Raw genomic sequence first — 15403 nt, forward strand, 5'->3', positions numbered from 1 at the left:
GGCCGCCCGCGTCGGCGCGCCGGGTTTCCACGCCGCGCCACCCGGTCGGCGCCGCGGCCTAGGCTCGGCCCCATGACGCGTTATGTGATCGTCGGGGCGGGCGCCATCGGCGGGATGATCGGGGGCCGGCTCGCCGAGGCCGGCATCGCGACCGCCTGGGTGGCCCGCGGGGAACACGGCCGGGCGCTCGCCGACCGCGGCGTCACGCTGCTGACCCCCGAGGGCGCCGTCCACGCCGAGGCGCCGGTCTGGCTCGACCCCGGGCAGGCCGACCTGCGGGCCGACGACGTCCTGATCGTCGCCACCAAGACCCAGGACCTGGCCGAGACGCTGCCGGTGTGGGCCGACCTCCCCGTGACCCTGCCCGACGGGAGCAGCGCGCCGGCGGGCGAGGTGCTGCCGGTGTTCCTGGCGACCAACGGCGTCGCCGCCGAGGGGCTGGCGGCGCGGTGGTTCGCGCGCGTGTTCGGCGTCTGCGTGTGGTGCCCGGCGGTCAACCTGGAACCGGGCGTGATCGTGGTGCGGATGGCGGGGACGTCGGCGGTCCTGCACGCGTCCCGGGTGCCCGCCGCCCTGGCCACGGACGCCGACCGCGACCTGCTGGCGGCGCTGCGCGCCGACTTCGCCGCGGCGCACATCGACGTCCCGCTCCCGGCCGACGTGATGCCCTGGAAGCACGGCAAGCTCATCAGCAACCTGGCCAACGTCGTGCAGGCGGTACTCGGCCCCGGCGTGGACGCCGCGGACGTCATCGAGGCCGCCGCGGCCGAGGGTCGGGCAGTGATGGCCGCCGCCGGCGTGGACGTGGTGGAGGAGTCGGTCGAGGAGGCGGTGCGGGCCGCCGGGCCGCGCGTCGCGCCGGTCCCCGGCGCGGAGGGCGCCCTGGGCGGCTCGACGTGGCAGTCGCTGGTGAAGGGCCGCCCGAGCCTGGAGAGCGACTTCCTCAACGGCGAGATCGTGGCGCTGGCGCACGGCGCCGGGACGGCCGCCCCGGTGAACGCCGCGCTGGCCCGCGTCGGGCGGCGCGCAGCCCGGTCGGGGCTGCGGCCCGGCGACCTGACCCCCGACGACCTGCGCGCCGAGGTGGCGCGCGGCTGAGGTCGCGGTCGCGTCAGATCGGGCGCCAGGACAGCGCCCGCACCGGGTTGGCGTGGAAGAACGACTCCACGTGCCCGCCGAGCCCCCGCTCGCGCAGCAGGTCGACGTAGCCGGTGGCGAGCCACGCCAGGCCGGGCGTGCCGCCGTGCGCGGTCCACAGCGACCGGCGCGCGCCGTCGGTGCCGAGCACGATCTGGTCGCCGAACCCGCCCTCGACCAGCGCCGCGACGAGGTCCAGGTGCGGCGCCGCAGCGCCGAGGTCGGCCTGGCGCAGGTTCTGGTCCAGTTCGAGGAACGCCCCCGTGGTGGCGACCTCGCGGGCGTAGCCCGGGTCGCGGGCCTTGTCCACGTGGCTCAGGATGATCGCGTCGACGGGGACGCCCCACGCTGTCAGCTCCTCGACCTGGGCCGGCGCTCCGCGGCCGTCCTCGCAGTGGGTCAGCACCGGGCAGCCGGTCGTCACCGACGCCCGCGCCGCCGCCTCGAGGTTGCGGCGGTCCCGCGCGTCGGGACGCTCACCGCTGGTGGCCACCTTCACCACGCCGGCGCGGTAGGGCGTCCGGTCGACGACGGGGGAGGTGTAGTCGTACCGGTCGATGCCCTCGGTCAGGTCGGCGACGAACAGCCTTGCCAGCGCGTCGGCGCCCACCGCGTTGCTCCAGTGCCGGGGGCCGTAGTACCGGTCGTGGTGCAGGCCGGTCACGGCCACCACGTCGACGCCGCTGCCCCGGGCGATGTCGGCCAGCCGCACCGCGTCCCGCCCGGACGCCGCGGGCATCGCATCCACGACGAGCCGGACGCCGGCCGCGCGGCAGGGCGCCAGTTCGGCGACGGCGTCCTCGACGCTGTCGAGCAGGATGTGCGGCCAGCGGTCCTCGATCAGCGGCGAGTCGATGATGAGGTGCTCGTGGGCGTAGACGAGGCCGTCGACGCCGGCGCGATCGCCCAGCACGGTCCGGATCATCACGCCGCCTCGTCGTCGTCCAGGGTGGCGCCGTCGGCGCGCAGCGCCCCGCGCAGGGTGGCGGGGTCGACCGTGCGCACCTCGCCGGACGCCGCGGCCAGCGCCGCCCACGTGCCGACCGCCTGCCCCATCGCCATGCACTGCGCCATCGAGCGGATCGACGCGTGCGCGTCGTGGGTCGCGGAGAAGCAGCGGCCGGCGACGAGCGCGTTGCTGCCGTCGCGCACCACCAGCGCGGAGGCGGGGATCCCGACGGTGCCGCTGTCGGGGATGTAGGCCCAGGCCGTGCCCTGGCCGGGGTGGTGGTCCTCGATCGGGGCGCCGCACAGCGCCACCTGGTCGTCGAACTGCCGCGCCTCCAGCACGTCGTCGCGGGTCACCCGGTAGTCGCCGTACACCCGGCGCGTCTCCCGGACGCCGATCTGGGTCGACAGCGCGCCGAGCGCCGCCCGCTCGTAGCCGGGCACCCGGTCGATCAGGAACCGCGCGTACTCCAGCGCCTGCTCGCGCCCGGCCATCTCGACCTCGGTGCGGAACCACGGGTCGCTGACGGTGCGCAGCCCCGCCTCGGTCGGGCTCACGGCGTCCAGGCGGGTCATCACCGTGGCGGTCATCCCGTCGACGGGGGTGATGTGGTCGCTGCCCTCGCGGCGGGGCAGCGCGTAGCCGTCCTCGGCGGCCTGCCCCATCAACCGGTGCAGGTCGTCCTTGCTGACCGTCCGCCGCCGCTCGTCGTCCACGTTGATCATGCGGAACGTGGTGGTGAGCGTCTGCGCGGGCGCCTCGACGCCGGCCTGCTCGTAGCCGAAGCCGGCGTGGTGGCTCAGGTCGGCGTCCCCGGAGCAGTCCACCACGACCCGCGGCCGGATGACGCCCCAGCCCCCGACGGTCGCGACCGCGACCTCGGTGACCCGGCCGCCCTGCACGGCGGCGTCCTGCAGGTGGGTGTGCAGCAGCACGCGGACGCCGGCCGCGCGGGCCAGGCGCTCCCACACCACCTTGAGGTGCTCGGCCAGGTAGGTGACGCCCTGGCCCGCGCCGTAGGTGTTGGGGCGCCGGACGACGGGTCCCAGCGCCTCCAGGCCGGCGACCACGTCGTCGGGGACGCCGCTGACCACCTTGCGGGTGCGTTCACCGGGGGTGAAGAAGCCGTAGAAGGTGTCGAGGACGGCGGTCGAGGTGCCTCCGAGGAAGGGGAGGCGGTCCACCAGGAGCACGTCCGCGCCCCGTCGGGAGGCGGCGATCGCGGCGGTCGCGCCGGCCGATCCGCCGCCCAGCACGAGGACGTCCGGGCTGGCGAGCACGGGCATGGACTTCACGGGTGCACCTCCCTACGATGGTCCCAACCTAGCCAAAGCTGGACATAATGTATAGACGTTTGCCTCGAAGGGGAGGGGAGCATGACCGGACATCGGATCGCCATGTTGGGGACCGGACTGATCGGAGACTTCTACACGATGACCCTGCACCGCGGGCGGGGGCGCGACCGGGTCGAGCTCGTCTACTCACGCTCCGTCGAGCGGGGTGAGGCCTTCCGCGAGCGGTGGGGGATCCCGCGCAGCACCACCTCGATCCAGGAGGCCTGCGCCGACCCCGACATCGACACCGTGGTGATCGGTCTGCCCAACCACCTGCACGAGGAGGCGATCCGGGCGGCCGCGGAGGCGGGCAAGAACATCCTGTGCACCAAGCCGCTGGCCCGGACGGCGGAGGAGGCCAAGCGCATCCTCGACATCGTGGCCGAGCACGGCGTCTTCGCCGGCTACCTGGAGGACCTCGTCTACACCCCCAAGAGCCTGGTCGCGCAGCAGGCGGTGGCCGACGGCGCCCTGGGCGACATCCTGTGGGTCCGCTCGCGCGAGACCCACCCCGGTCCGCACAGCGCCTGGTTCTGGGACGAGGGCAAGGCCGGCGGCGGCGCGATCGTCGACCTGGGCTGCCACACCATCGAGATCACCCGCTCGTTCGTGGGCAAGGACAACCGCCCGGTCGAGGTGTTCTGCTGGAAGGACACCCTCGTGCACCCGATCACGGCCGAGGACCACGCGATCGCGCTGATCCGCTACGAGTCCGGGGCGGTGGGGCAGTTCGAGGTGTCGTGGGCCTTCCGCGGCGGCATGGACCTGCGCGACGAGGTGGCCGGCACCGAGGGCACGATCTGGCTCAACCACTTCCTGCGCACGGGCTTCGAGATGTTCACCACCGGCGGCACGGGCGGCTACGTCGCCGAGAAGGCCGAGTCCACGTCCGGCTGGCTGTTCCCGGTCGGCGACGAGGTGGCCGACCTCGGCTACGTCGAGATGTTCACCGACATGTTCGACGCCATCGACGAGGGCCGGGAGCCGCGCGAGACGTTCTACGACGGCTACGTGGTCAACGCCGTCATCGACGCCTGCTTCGCGTCCTCGGAGTCGGGACGCTGGGAGCCCGTCACCCTCGAGGACTGGCCGCACCCGCCCAAGCCGCGGGTGGCGCGCACGTCCGAGACCTGGGAGGGGCACCCGGTGATCAAGACCGAACTGCTGCCCGATGGACGCCGCAAGCTGATGTACCAGGACGCGAACACGGGCGAGGTCAAGGAGGTCGTGACGGCCTGAGCGCACCGACGGCGGCGTCCCACCCGGGGCGCCGCCGTCGTCGTGCGCAGGGGCTCAGTCGAGCCGGGGGAGGTAGGGGCGCAGGGTGTCGCGGGCCAGCAGGAAGCCCTGCTTGACCAGGTCGTCGGTGCCCTCGAAGGCGCGGTCCTCGTGCTCGACGCACACCACGCCGTCGTAGCCGGCCTGGTAGAGCGCGGCCAGGAACCGGCCCCACGGCACCTCGCCCAGCCCCGGCAGCCGCGGCACCTGCCAGCCGATGCCGGCGGACATGCTGCCGTACTCGTACAGGCCGTCCCGGTCGATCTGCAGGTCCTTGGCGTGCACGTGCCAGAGCCGGTCGCCGAACTCGCGCACGACGCGCTCGGGGTCGATCATGAGCCAGACCAGGTGGGAGGGGTCGAGGTTGAGGCCGAGCGTGGGCCCGAAGTCGGCGAACATCCGCCGCCAGATCCGGGGGTTGTAGGCCACGTTCTTGCCGCCGGGCCACTCGTCGCCGGAGAAGATCATGGGGCAGTTCTCGATGCCGAGGCGGACGCCCGCGTCGGTGGCGGCGTCCACGATCCGCGGGAAGACCTCCAGCGCGACGTCGTAGTTGGCGTCCTGGGACAGGGCGGGGTCGGCCCCGATGAAGGTGTTGACGACGCCGACGCCCAGCTTGGAGGCGGCCTCGATCACCGCGACGGTGTGGTCGTTCACGACCCGGCGCGTCTCAGGGTCGGGGTCGAGGTTGTTGGGGTAGTAGCCGAGCGCGGAGATGGTGATGCCCGTCTCGGCCAGTTCGGCCACGATCTCGGACGCTCGCGAGGCACTGAGGTCCTCCAGGGGCAGGTGCGCGGTGCCGGCGTAGCGCCGACGCTCGCCGCCGCCGCTGGGCCAGGCGGCCACCTCCAGCTGCTCGTAGCCGTGGGCGGACGCCCAGCGCGCCACCTCGATCAGGGGCGTGTCCGCGAACGGAGCGGTGAGCAGGCCGAGCTTCATGACGGGTTCCCTTCGACGTCGGTCCAGGCTCCGGACGCGGCGCTGCGCCGGATCGCATCGTCGACGGCCAGGCCGCGCAGGCCGTCGCGGAAGGTGGGGTAGGCGGTCTCGCCGCGCTCGTCGGGCCGCGGCCCCCCGGACGCGACGTCGGCGTGGACGCGCTCGACGAGGCCCCGGAACGTCTCCCCGAAGCCCTCGACGTGACCGGCGGGGTAGAACGAGACGGCCGCCCCGGCCGGGGCGAGCGTGCCGGGGTCGCGCGCGACCAGCCGGTTGGGCTCGTCGCGGTGGCCCAGCCACAACTCGTCGGGGGCGCCGGACGCCCACGCGAGCGCGCCCTCGCCCCGCTGACCTCGAGGCGCAGGTCGTTCTTGCGGCCCGCGGAGACCTGGGAGACCGTGAGCGCGCCGTGCGCGCCGTTCGCGAAGCGCAGCAGGACGGCGGCGGCGTCGTCGGTGCCGACCTCGACCGGCGTGGTGTCGGCGTCGCTGCGGGTGAACGTCTCGACCTCCCCGGCCGGACGCCGCCGCGTCCGGTGCACGGTCTGCAGGTCGGCGAACACCGACACGACGGGCGAGCCGGTCACGTACTGGGCCAGGTCGAGCCAGTGGCTGCCGATGTCGGCGACGGCGCGCGTGCCGCCGCCCACGGCCTCGTCGACGCGCCAGTTCCAGTCGGTCGGCTTGAGCAGCCAGTCCTGCAGGTAGCTGCCCGTCACCAGGTGGACGGGCCCCACGTCGCCGCGGGCCACCCGGGCGCGGGCGTCGGGCATCAGCGGGTAGAACCGGAAGTTGAAGCAGGTTGCGTTCACCAGGCCGGACGCCTCGGCGCGCCGGGTCATGTCGAGGCCGTCGGCGAGCGTGGTCGCGAGCGGCTTCTCGCACACGACGTGCTTGCCGGCGTCCAGCAGCGCGCGCGCCTGGTCGGCGTGCAGCGCGTTGGGGGTGGCGACGTGCACGACGTCGGCCTCGCTCGCGCACACCTGGTCGAGGCTCGCGTACGCCCGCGTCCCGATGCGGCGCGCCCCCTGCTCGCCGCGGTCGGGGGAGGAGCCGAGCACCCCGAGCAGCGTGGAGCCGGCCCGCCGGATCGCCTCGGCGTGGACCGCCCCGATGAACCCCGTCCCCAGCACGATCGCCCGCACCGTCATGTCACTCCGCCCTCTGCCCCGAGATCCGCACGTACACCCACGCCAGCGCCAGCACGATCAGCCCGTAGATGATCTGCCGCACGCCCTCGTTGGTGTCGAGGGTGAGCAGCAGCCGGTTCAGCGTGGTGAGGATGAGCGTCCCCATGATGGTGCCCGCGTAGCCGCCGATGCCGCCCATGATCGAGGTGCCGCCGATGACGGTCGCCGCGATGGCCGGCAGCAGGTAGCCGTTGGTCTGGTCGGGGCCCAGCGAGGAGGAGATGCCCGAGAACAGCAGGCCGCCGAGGGCCGCCAGCATGCCGGCCATGGCGTAGGTCGCGATCAGCACCGCCCAGACCCGGACGCCGCCGAGCCGGCAGGCGATCGGGTTGTCGCCGACCGCGTAGATCAGCCGGCCCAGCCCGGTGCGTCCCAGCCCCAGATCAGCAGCACCGACAGCGGCACCCACACCAGGGCGCTGGCCGGGATCGGCCCGAACAGCGAGCCGCCGCCCAGGTAGGCCACGACGGGGATCAGGGTCTTGGAGCCCGACAGGAAGCCGCCGGTCTGCATCCCGACCACGACCACGCCCAGGATCACCGAGCTCAGCCCGAGCGTCATGATGAGCGGGTTCACCTTGAACACGCCCACGCCGATGCCGTTCACGGCGCCGGCCAGCAGGCCCACCCCGAACGCGAGCAGCAGCGCCGTCACCTGCCCGGCGCCGGCGGCGTTCGCGCAGATGTAGGCGGCGAAGTTCGCGACCATCGCGACCGACATGTCGATGCCGCCGGTGAGCATGCACAGGGTCTGGGCGGCCGCGAAGATCCCCAGCGGGGCGCTCAGCAGCAGCACCGACCGGACGCCCGCCAGGGAGAACATCGCGGGGTCGAACGCCCCCGTGACCGCGTACAGCACCACGAAGACCAGCGCCAGCACCACGATGGGGCGGTCCCGCATGAGCTGCGCGAGGCGGGCCCCGGGGCCCGGCCGCGGGTCGGCCTGGGGTTCGACGGCGACGGTGCTGGCGCTCATGCGTGATCCCTCCTCAACTGGACCCAGCCGCCGACCATGACGACGGCGATCAGGATGACGCCGCGCACCGTCTCGGCGGTGTTCGGGTCGACGCCCAGCCCGAGCATGATGGCCGGGATGAGGCTCAGGACGAACGCGGCGAGCACCGGGCCCAGCAGGCCGCCGACGCCGCCGCTCAGGGCGACGCCGCCCAGCACCACCGACGCCACCGCGCTCAGCAGCATGCTCAGCCCGATCGAGGCGCGGGGCTCGCCGCTGGCGGTGTAGGCCGTGGTCGCCAGGCCGGCCATGCCGGCCAGCACCCCGGAGAAGGCGTAGGCGATGATCTTGGTGCGGCCCACGTCCACCCCGGACAGGAAGGCCGCCGGCCGGCTGCTCCCGATCGCGTAGATCGCCTTGCCGATCCGGCTGCGCCGCAGCGGCACCCACACCACGAGCAGCGCGACCGCGAGCCAGATCAGGGACGGCCACGGGTTGGAGAAGCCGCCGACGACCAGGTCGACGAAGGCGGGGGAGGTGCCGCCGCCGGGCCCGCCGAGCAGCAGCAGGGCCACGCCGGGCAGCGCGAAGCTCACGGCGAGGCTCACCACGATGTCGGGGATGCCGGAGACCACCGAGATCCACCCGATCAGCGCCGAGACCGCGGCCGCCACGACGATCGAGAGCACGGCGATGAGCAGGCAGACCAGCAGGTCGCGTCCCTGCATCAGCCAGGCGGAGAAGCAGTTGATGAACACCAGCATCGAGCCGACGGCGAAGTTGAAGCCGCCGGCGATGATGACGACCGCCGCGGACATGGCGAGCAGACCCACCGCGAGGCTGCCCGCGGCGATGGTGCGCACCTGGAAGCCGCCGAACACCGGCACCTGGCTCGCACGCCAGGCGAGCATCACGACCAGCAATGCCGCGATGGCGACCAGCCAGCCGTAGCGGGTGCGGAACCGCGCCAACGGCGTGGAGGGGGTCGGGAGCGCGGTCAGGACGGTGTCGCTCACGGGGTCACCTCCCCACCGGCCCGGGCGAGTCCGTGCATCGCGGTGAGCAGCGTCTCCTCGTCGACCTCCGCCGGGAACTCGCCGACGATCGAGCCCTGGTACAGGACGAGGACGCGGTCACACACGAGGCCGACCTCCCGCAGTTCGCTGGTGTACATGAGGACGGCGGCGCCGTCGGCGGCGAGCTCGCGGACGAGCTCGTAGATCTGATTCTTGGTGCCGATGTCGATGCCGCGCGTCGGGTCGAACAGCAGCAGGGTGCGGAACCCGGCCGCGAGCCAGCGGCCGATGGTGAGTTTCTGCTGGTTCCCGCCGGAGAGGCGCTTGGCCTGCGCGGCGGCGCGGGTGTCGATCGACAGCCGGGCGATCACCCGGTCGATGACGCGGTTCTCGGTGGTCATGCTGAAGGGTCCCCACCGCCGCAGGGGGGCGCGCAGGGGCAGCGCGATGGACTCCCGGATGGGGCGCTGCGGCAGCAGCGCCTTGACACGGTCGGCCGGCACGAGCACCACGCCGCGCCGGATCGCGTCGGCGGGGTGGCGCGCGGCGAGCGGCGAGCCGTCGACGCTGAGGGTGCCGGCGAGCGGGCGCCGGTCGCCGGACAGGGCCGCGAACAGCTCGTCCTGCCCCTGGCCCTCCAGGGCGACGACGCCGACCACCTCGCCCGCGCGGACGTCCAGATCGATGCCCGCGGCGTCGGGGACCACCGAGAGCCCGGAGGCGGACAGTCGGACGTCGCCGATGGCGGCCGTCTCGGCGCTGATGCGCTCGGCCGTGGCCAGGGCGGCCTCGCCGAGCATGGTGGCGACGATGCGCTGCTCGCCGCCCTCGCGGGGCACGAAGGACGCCACGGTGCGGCCGTCGCGGAAGACCGTGCACATCGTGCAGTGCTCGATCACCTCCTCCAGCCGGTGGGAGATGAACAGCACCGAGCGGTCCTGCGCGATCAGGTCGGCCACCACGGCGAACACCTTGTCGGCCAGGTCCTTGGGCAGCGCCGCGGTGATCTCGTCGAGGATCAGCAGCCGGGGCTGATGCGTCAGCGCCCGGGCGAGGTCGAGCATCCGCAGGAACGGCAGCGGGACGTCGCCGGCCCGCTCGCGCAGGTCGAGGCCGCCCAGCCCCATCCGCTCGAGGTGCTCCCGGACGCCCGCGGCCGGCGTCCCGGTGAGGATGAGGTTCTCGGCCACCGTGAGGTCCGGGACCATCGCCGGGTCCTGGAAGACCGAGGCGATGCCGCGGGCGAGCCCCTGCTGCGGGTCGGTCAGCCGCAGCGGCTCGCCCTCCATGGACAGGCTGCCGTGGTCGAGGCCCACGACCCCGGTGACGATCTTGACGAAGGTCGACTTGCCGGCGCCGTTGGCGCCGAGCAGCGCGTGCGCCTCACCGGGCAGCACGCGCAGGTCGACCGATTTCAGGGCTCGGACCGCCCCGTAGGACTTCGCCACGTCCTCGGCGAGGAGGAGGGGAGTTGCCATGTTCCTGCCTTGTCCCCCGAGAGCGCCGCGGGTCGGGCCCGCGGCGCCTCGGGATGTCGGTGGACGGTTGGGTTACTCGCCCGGACCCTTGCAGGCCATCAGCTGGTCGCGGGTGTAGGTGGTGAGCCCGTCGATGCTGATGGTCGCGTTGTACGTCTGGTCCTTGTTCGGGACGTACATCTCCTTCAGCTTCGCCGCGTCCTTGTCGGAGGTGTAGACGACCGGGGTGATCTTGAAGTCGCGATCGACCTTCTCCCCGCCGGCGACCTTCAGGCCGACCGTGAGGGCCGCGCCGCCGATGACGGCCGGGTTCGTCACGATGACGCCCTTGGTGCCCTCGGACAGCTGCTTGACGAACTCGTTGGACTCCTGGCCCCCGACCGGGACCGGGTTGCGGTTGGCGGTCTTGATGGCGTTGACCGCGGTGAAGTCCGTGCCGGTGGTCCACACGGCGTCGTACTGCTTGGCGGTGAACTCCTGCACCGCCTGCTCGCCGCCCTTGGTGTAGTCCCAGCCGGTCCACACCTCCTTGAGCGTGATGCCCGGGTACTTCTTCAGCGACTCCTTGACGCCCTCGTCGCGGTCGGTGTCGGCGGCCACGCCCTGGATGCCGCGCATGTAGAGGACGTCGCCCTTGCCGCCGATCATCTCGGCCAGGGCGTCCATCTGGAGCTTGCCCCAGGCGACCTGGTCGTTGGTGACGACGTGCGCCTCGGGGGCGGTCACCGAGGAGTCGACGGCGACGACGGTGATGCCCTGCTTGGCCGCCTCGGCGATGACGGCGTTGAGCTTCTCCGGGTCCGACGGGTTGACGATGAGGACGTTGACACCCTGGGAGATCAGGTTCTGCAGATCCTGGATCTGCTCGGTCGGGCCGCCGTTGCGCGAGACCACGACGACCTTGTCGACCTTGCCGCTGGCCAGCGCCTCGGCCTTGATCGAGCAGATCATGGTCTCGCGCCAACCGTTGCCGGCCAGGGTGTTGCTGACGCCGACGACGAGGGGCTTGGCGGCGCCGCCGCCTCCTGTGGTGGGTCCCGCGGGGGTGCCTGCGCCGCCCGTGCAGGCGGACGTGAGGGCGAGGATCACAGAGCCGGCGAGGACGCTGCCGATGGTGCGGGAACGTTTCATGGTGCCTTTCCTAACTCCCTGGGCGGCCTCACTGCCGCCTTTGTCTAGACATGTTGGGTGGCCGGGGGTGGGCAGTTCAAGCACGAATCGGTCACGATCCGGCGAGCCGGGTCGAGGCCCGGCGGGCGTGCTCGGCGTAGGCGGCGTCGAAGGCCGCCCGGGACGCCTCGGCGCCGACGTCGCGGGCCCCGACGAGGACCAGCGGGGGAGCGCCGCGCTCGGCGAGCAGGGCCGCCGTGCGCACCTTGATCTCGTTCACGACCGCCACGTAGAGGAAGGAGGAGACCGGCCCGACGGGGTGCTCGACGCCGGGGACCGACACGATGGCGTCCGGGCCGTCGATCATGAGGTCGATCACCAGGTCGGCCGCCTGGGCCAACGCGTTGTCGGGGTGCGCCGAGGTGACCGCGATGGTCCGCAGCCCGCGCTCCCCGAAGCCGCGCAGGAGCTCGACCGGCAGCGCCGACTGGCCGCTCACCGAGAAGCACACGAGCAGGTCCTGCGGCGCGAACGAGTAGTTGGCGAGCACCTGTTCGGCCAGCCCGGGGACCCGCTCGATGAACATCGCCTGCCGCTGCCCGTTGGCCCCCACCACCTGGGTGTGGAACGAGGTGGACAGCTCCACGATGGGGTGGAAGCCGGGGTAGGAGCCGTAGCGCGGGAAGAACTCCTCCACCGGGATCCGGGAGTGGCCGGACCCGAACGTGTGCACGAGTCCGTCGGCGGCCAGGCTGTCGGCGCACCAGGCCGACGCCTGCGCGATGGCTCCCTCGTTCCGGGTGAGCATGCGGCTGAGATACTGGAGCGCAGTCTCGGTCCACGTGGGAGTCGGGGTCGTCACGGTGCCTCCTCGGCGCCTCGGCTGATCGCAAGCTTGTGTGGTCTATATGTATAGTCTTTTGGGACGCCGTTGGGAAGAGGGTTCGAGAGTGGCCGAACAACGCGTGGCGCGGTACAAGGAGATCGAGTCCTGGCTCCGGGCGAAGTGTCAGTCCTCGGCGCCCGGGACGCTGCTGCCGCCCGAGCTCGAGCTGGCCGAGCAGTTCCAGGTGAGCCGCATGACGGCGCGGCAGGCGGTGCAGAACCTGGCTCAGGAGGGGCTGATCGAGCGGCGCCGCGGCGTCGGCAGCTTCGTCGCGGCCCAGCCGCTGCACCGGGCGGACGCCGTCCTGTACTCCTTCACCCAGGACATGACGCGCCGTGGCCTGCGCCCCACCTCGAAGGTGCTGGCCGCCGCCGTGGGGACAGCCCCGGCCGAGGCCGAGGCGCTGGGCCTGCCCTCGACCGCGTGGGTGGTGCGCATCGACCGCATCCGCTACGCCAACGACCTCCCGGTGGCGCGCGAGCGGGTCACGCTGCCCGGCGACTACGCCGGGGTGCTGGAGTACGACCTGGCCGCGGGCTCGCTGCACGCCGCCCTGGCCGACATGGGGCGCGTCATGGCGCGCGCGAGCGGGTACGTGATGGCGCGGCTCGCCACGGGGGAGGACGCCAAGCTGCTCGACCTCGAACTGCCGGCGACCCTGCTGGTGGAGACCAGGCTCATCACCGACGTGGAGGGGCGCCCCGTGGAGCGCACGGAAACCTCCTACGTCGGCTCGCGCTGGGTGATCGACACCGGGTCCTACGTCCCGATGCCCGACGGCCTGCCCGCCCCGGACGCCGCCAGCGCCGCCCCGATCGCGCCCGCCCAGGACCCCAGCGCCGCGGGGACGACCGAGTAGGACTCCGGGGGCGGCAGCGGCGCCATGCGCCGCAGGGCCTCCTCGATGGGGCGCAGCAGGATCGAGCCCGCCTCCGCCACGCCGCCGCCGATGAACACCCGCTCGGGCTGCAGCAGCGTGACCGCGTTGGCCAGCCCGTGCCCGAGGTGGGCGGCCGCCTCCTCCAGCGCCGCCCGGGCGCGCGGCTCCCCGGCGCGGGCGGCCTCGACCGCCTCCACGATCGTCGCGGTGCCGGCGCGGGCGGCGATGACGCCCGAGCGGGCCAGCGCCTCCAGGCAGCCGCGGTTGCCGCAGCCGCACGGCGGGCCGTCCGGGACGAGGACCTGGTGGCCGATCTCGCCGGCGCCGCCGCCCGCGCCCGTGTGGAGCCGGCCGCCGACGATGACGACGCCGCCGATGCCGGTGCCCAGCACGATCCCGATGGCGGTGTCGGCGCCCCGGGCCGCCCCGAGTTCGAGCTCGGCCAGCCCGAAGGCGCGGGCGTCGTTGATCAGGGTGACCGGGCGTCCGGCCGCCGCCGCCACGGGGGCGACGATGGGTTGGCCGCCCCAGGAGCCGGGCAGGTTGGGCACGACCACGGCGTTCCCGTCGGCGTCGAACAGCCCCGGGATCGTGATGCCGACGCCGGCGATGCCGGGTTCGCGCCCGACCCGGGCGGCCACGACGTCGGCCAGCCCGGCGACCGTCGCCGGCGCGCCGCCGCGCACCGTCGGCACCGTGGCCCGCTCGCTGACGACGCCGTCGCGCAGCAGGACGACCTTGACCAGGGTGCCGCCGAGGTCGACGCCGAGCCAGGGGCCGCTCACGAGACGCTCCAGCCGCCGTCCACCGCGACCACCTGGCCGGTGACCTGCCGTGTGGAGAGCAGCCACACGCACGCCGAGGCGACCTCGTCGGGGTCGACGAAGCCGCCCGGGGCGAGCGGCTGCTTCCGGGTCGCGAACGCGACGACGTCGGGGTCGCCCTGCGCCCGCGCGGCCATCGGCGTCCGGGTGAGGCCCGGGGTGACCGCGTTCACCTGGATGCCGTCGGCGGCGTAGTGCGCCGCGGCGGCGCGCACCAGCCCCTTGATCCCCGCCTTGGCGAAGGCGTAGGCGTGCGTGGCGAAGCCGGGCGCGGGGTGGCCGCCCAACACGCTGCCGATCAGGACCGCGCCGGCCGGACGCTGCGGCCCGGCCGCGCGGACGAAGCCGCCCAGCCCGAGCAGGGGCGGCAGGGCGTTGAGGTCGAGCGTGCCCCGGACGGCCTCGGTGCTCAGGGTGTCGGCCGGGCCGTCGCCCAGCCGGCGCCCCGAGCCGCCGGCGACGCCGACGAAGCCGTCGAGGCCGCCCATGGCCGCGCGCGCGGCGGCCAGGGCGGCGTGGGTGGCCGCGCCGTCGGTGAGGTCGACGGCGGCGTGGGGGACGCCCAGGTCCGCGCCGAGGGCGGCCAGGCGGTCGGCGTCCACGTCGAGCAGGTGGACGGCGGCGCCGGCGGCGAGCGCGCGCCGCGCGACGGCCTCGCCGATCCCGCCCGCGCCGGCGATGCAGACGTGGCGTCCCGTGAGCATCAGCGGCCGAACCGGCGCTCGTACTCGTCCAGGATCGCGGCGGTGGCGGTCGCGCCGCTGCGGTCGGCACCGGCCTCGCGCATCTCGAGCAGGGCGTCGAGCGTCCGGACGCCGCCGGCGCACTTCACCTTCACCCGCTCCGAGACGGTGGCGCGCATCAGGGCGACGTCCTCCAGGGTGGCGCCGCCCGGGGCGAAGCCGGTCGAGGTCTTCACGTAGTCGGCCCCGGCCTCCTCCACGGCGCGGTAGGCGGCGACCTTCTGGTCGTGGTCGAGGTAGGCGTTCTCCAGGATCACCTTGACGAGGTGGCCGTCGGCGGCGGCGACGACCGCGGCGATCTCGTCGCGCACCCGGTCGACGAGCCCGCTGCGCAGCCAGCCGATGTTGACGACCATGTCCAGCTCGGTCGCGCCGGCCTCGACCAGCGCACGGGCCTCGGCGACCTTGACCGAGGTGAGCGTGCTGCCGTGCGGGAACGCGATCACGCTGCCCACAGCGACGTCCGTGCCGGCCAGCGCCTCGACGGCCAGCGGCACGTCCGCGGGCCGGACGCAGACCGAGGCGACGTCGTAGCGGGCGGCGAGCGCGCAGCCGTCGGCGACCTCCTGCAGCGTGAGCTCCGGCCGGAGCAGCGAGTGGTCGATCGTCTTGGCCGCGGTGCGGTAGTCGGGGGTCCGTGCGGGAGGGGTCGCCATGGTCGAAGGTCCGCCTTTCGCGCCCGCGGG

Annotated in this window: 16 protein-coding genes and 1 pseudogene; 3 read left to right on the top strand and 14 right to left on the bottom strand. The window is 73.7% G+C overall.

Features of this window, described 5'->3' with window-relative positions:
- The first annotated feature begins 72 nt into the window (after positions 1-72).
- Positions 73-1098 (top strand): ketopantoate reductase family protein, encoded by a 1026-nt coding sequence (locus tag G7070_RS13910; protein WP_166234231.1) that lies wholly within the window; start codon positions 73-75, stop codon positions 1096-1098.
- A 13-nt stretch (positions 1099-1111) separates the two neighbouring features.
- On the opposite strand, the gene G7070_RS13915 is transcribed toward G7070_RS13910, so the two are convergent.
- Both G7070_RS13915 and G7070_RS13920 read right to left on the bottom strand, forming a co-directional pair.
- The gene (locus tag G7070_RS13915) at positions 1112-2062 is read right to left on the bottom strand and encodes a phosphotriesterase family protein (RefSeq protein ID WP_246228013.1); all 951 of its coding nucleotides are present in this window, start codon (positions 2060-2062) and stop codon (positions 1112-1114) included.
- Positions 2062-3372: an FAD-dependent oxidoreductase gene (locus G7070_RS13920; protein WP_166235329.1), complete on the bottom strand. Its 1311-nt coding sequence runs from the start codon at positions 3370-3372 to the stop codon at positions 2062-2064. The genes G7070_RS13915 and G7070_RS13920 overlap by 1 nt, the downstream gene beginning before the upstream one ends.
- Positions 3373-3462: 90 nt before the next feature.
- Between G7070_RS13920 and G7070_RS13925 the strand changes: the two genes are divergently transcribed.
- A complete protein-coding gene (locus G7070_RS13925) occupies positions 3463-4659 on the top strand; it encodes a Gfo/Idh/MocA family protein (protein WP_166234233.1) in 1197 nt (398 codons plus the stop codon).
- A gap of 54 nt (positions 4660-4713) precedes the next feature.
- On the opposite strand, the gene G7070_RS13930 is transcribed toward G7070_RS13925, so the two are convergent.
- The 9 genes and pseudogenes from G7070_RS13930 to G7070_RS13960 all read right to left on the bottom strand — a co-directional run bounded on the left by G7070_RS13930 (position 4714) and on the right by G7070_RS13960 (position 12246).
- Positions 4714-5637, bottom strand: coding sequence for a sugar phosphate isomerase/epimerase family protein (locus G7070_RS13930; RefSeq protein ID WP_166234234.1), 924 nt, complete (start codon positions 5635-5637; stop codon positions 4714-4716).
- Entirely contained in the window at positions 5634-5939 is a 306-nt protein-coding gene (locus tag G7070_RS18005; protein WP_206080164.1) for a hypothetical protein, read from the bottom strand. The genes G7070_RS13930 and G7070_RS18005 overlap by 4 nt, the downstream gene beginning before the upstream one ends.
- An 83-nt stretch (positions 5940-6022) precedes the next feature.
- Positions 6023-6787, bottom strand: a pseudogene (locus tag G7070_RS20020) (Gfo/Idh/MocA family protein); the annotation flags it as partial.
- A 1-nt stretch (position 6788) separates the two neighbouring features.
- Positions 6789-7235: an ABC transporter permease subunit gene (locus tag G7070_RS18020; protein WP_206079807.1), complete on the bottom strand. Its 447-nt coding sequence runs from the start codon at positions 7233-7235 to the stop codon at positions 6789-6791.
- Positions 7175-7801, bottom strand: a complete 627-nt coding sequence (locus G7070_RS18025) for an ABC transporter permease (RefSeq protein ID WP_206079808.1) — start codon at positions 7799-7801, stop codon at positions 7175-7177. Before G7070_RS18025 ends, G7070_RS18020 begins: the two co-directional genes overlap by 61 nt.
- Entirely contained in the window at positions 7798-8796 is a 999-nt protein-coding gene (locus G7070_RS13945; RefSeq protein ID WP_206079809.1) for an ABC transporter permease, read from the bottom strand. The genes G7070_RS18025 and G7070_RS13945 overlap by 4 nt, the downstream gene beginning before the upstream one ends.
- A complete protein-coding gene (locus G7070_RS13950) occupies positions 8793-10274 on the bottom strand; it encodes a sugar ABC transporter ATP-binding protein (RefSeq protein ID WP_166234235.1) in 1482 nt (493 codons plus the stop codon). Before G7070_RS13950 ends, G7070_RS13945 begins: the two co-directional genes overlap by 4 nt.
- Before the next feature lie 72 nt (positions 10275-10346).
- The gene (locus tag G7070_RS13955) at positions 10347-11405 is read right to left on the bottom strand and encodes a substrate-binding domain-containing protein (RefSeq protein ID WP_166234236.1); all 1059 of its coding nucleotides are present in this window, start codon (positions 11403-11405) and stop codon (positions 10347-10349) included.
- Positions 11406-11496: 91 nt separating this feature from the next.
- Positions 11497-12246: a sugar isomerase domain-containing protein gene (locus tag G7070_RS13960; protein ID WP_284690942.1), complete on the bottom strand. Its 750-nt coding sequence runs from the start codon at positions 12244-12246 to the stop codon at positions 11497-11499.
- Between the two features lie 88 nt (positions 12247-12334).
- Here G7070_RS13960 and G7070_RS13965 point away from each other — a divergent pair, with 88 nt between their 5' ends.
- The gene (locus G7070_RS13965; RefSeq protein WP_166234238.1) at positions 12335-13129 is read left to right on the top strand and encodes a GntR family transcriptional regulator; all 795 of its coding nucleotides are present in this window, start codon (positions 12335-12337) and stop codon (positions 13127-13129) included.
- Here G7070_RS13965 and G7070_RS13970 read toward each other — a convergent pair.
- From G7070_RS13970 to deoC, 3 genes are read right to left on the bottom strand one after another with little or no spacing between them, the layout of a single operon-like run.
- Complete coding sequence (locus G7070_RS13970) at positions 13030-13935, bottom strand: ROK family protein (RefSeq protein ID WP_206079810.1); 906 nt, start codon at positions 13933-13935, stop codon at positions 13030-13032. The genes G7070_RS13965 and G7070_RS13970 overlap by 100 nt on opposite strands.
- Positions 13932-14678: an SDR family NAD(P)-dependent oxidoreductase gene (locus tag G7070_RS13975; RefSeq protein ID WP_166234240.1), complete on the bottom strand. Its 747-nt coding sequence runs from the start codon at positions 14676-14678 to the stop codon at positions 13932-13934. Before G7070_RS13975 ends, G7070_RS13970 begins: the two co-directional genes overlap by 4 nt.
- Positions 14678-15373 carry a deoxyribose-phosphate aldolase gene (gene deoC / locus G7070_RS13980; protein WP_166234241.1) on the bottom strand — a complete coding sequence of 232 codons (696 nt, stop codon included), beginning with the start codon at positions 15371-15373 and terminating at the stop codon, positions 14678-14680. The genes G7070_RS13975 and deoC overlap by 1 nt, the downstream gene beginning before the upstream one ends.
- Positions 15374-15403: the final 30 nt, after the last annotated feature.

This window comes from Propioniciclava coleopterorum (assembly GCF_011393335.1).
Taxonomy (GTDB): domain Bacteria; phylum Actinomycetota; class Actinomycetes; order Propionibacteriales; family Propionibacteriaceae; genus Propioniciclava; species Propioniciclava coleopterorum.

What these genes read in the sequence shown, in the direction of transcription:
- deoC (WP_166234241.1), bottom strand. Translation starts at nt 15,373, where the DNA reads ATGGCGACCCCTCCCGCACGGACCCCCGACTACCGCACCGCGGCCAAG.
- G7070_RS13925 (WP_166234233.1), top strand. Translation starts at nt 3,463, where the DNA reads ATGACCGGACATCGGATCGCCATGTTGGGGACCGGACTGATCGGAGAC.
- G7070_RS13975 (WP_166234240.1), bottom strand. Translation starts at nt 14,678, where the DNA reads ATGCTCACGGGACGCCACGTCTGCATCGCCGGCGCGGGCGGGATCGGC.
- G7070_RS13915 (WP_246228013.1), bottom strand. Translation starts at nt 2,062, where the DNA reads ATGATCCGGACCGTGCTGGGCGATCGCGCCGGCGTCGACGGCCTCGTC.
- G7070_RS18025 (WP_206079808.1), bottom strand. Translation starts at nt 7,801, where the DNA reads ATGAGCGCCAGCACCGTCGCCGTCGAACCCCAGGCCGACCCGCGGCCG.
- G7070_RS13955 (WP_166234236.1), bottom strand. Translation starts at nt 11,405, where the DNA reads ATGAAACGTTCCCGCACCATCGGCAGCGTCCTCGCCGGCTCTGTGATC.
- G7070_RS13930 (WP_166234234.1), bottom strand. Translation starts at nt 5,637, where the DNA reads ATGAAGCTCGGCCTGCTCACCGCTCCGTTCGCGGACACGCCCCTGATC.
- G7070_RS13920 (WP_166235329.1), bottom strand. Translation starts at nt 3,372, where the DNA reads ATGCCCGTGCTCGCCAGCCCGGACGTCCTCGTGCTGGGCGGCGGATCG.
- G7070_RS13910 (WP_166234231.1), top strand. Translation starts at nt 73, where the DNA reads ATGACGCGTTATGTGATCGTCGGGGCGGGCGCCATCGGCGGGATGATC.
- G7070_RS13950 (WP_166234235.1), bottom strand. Translation starts at nt 10,274, where the DNA reads ATGGCAACTCCCCTCCTCCTCGCCGAGGACGTGGCGAAGTCCTACGGG.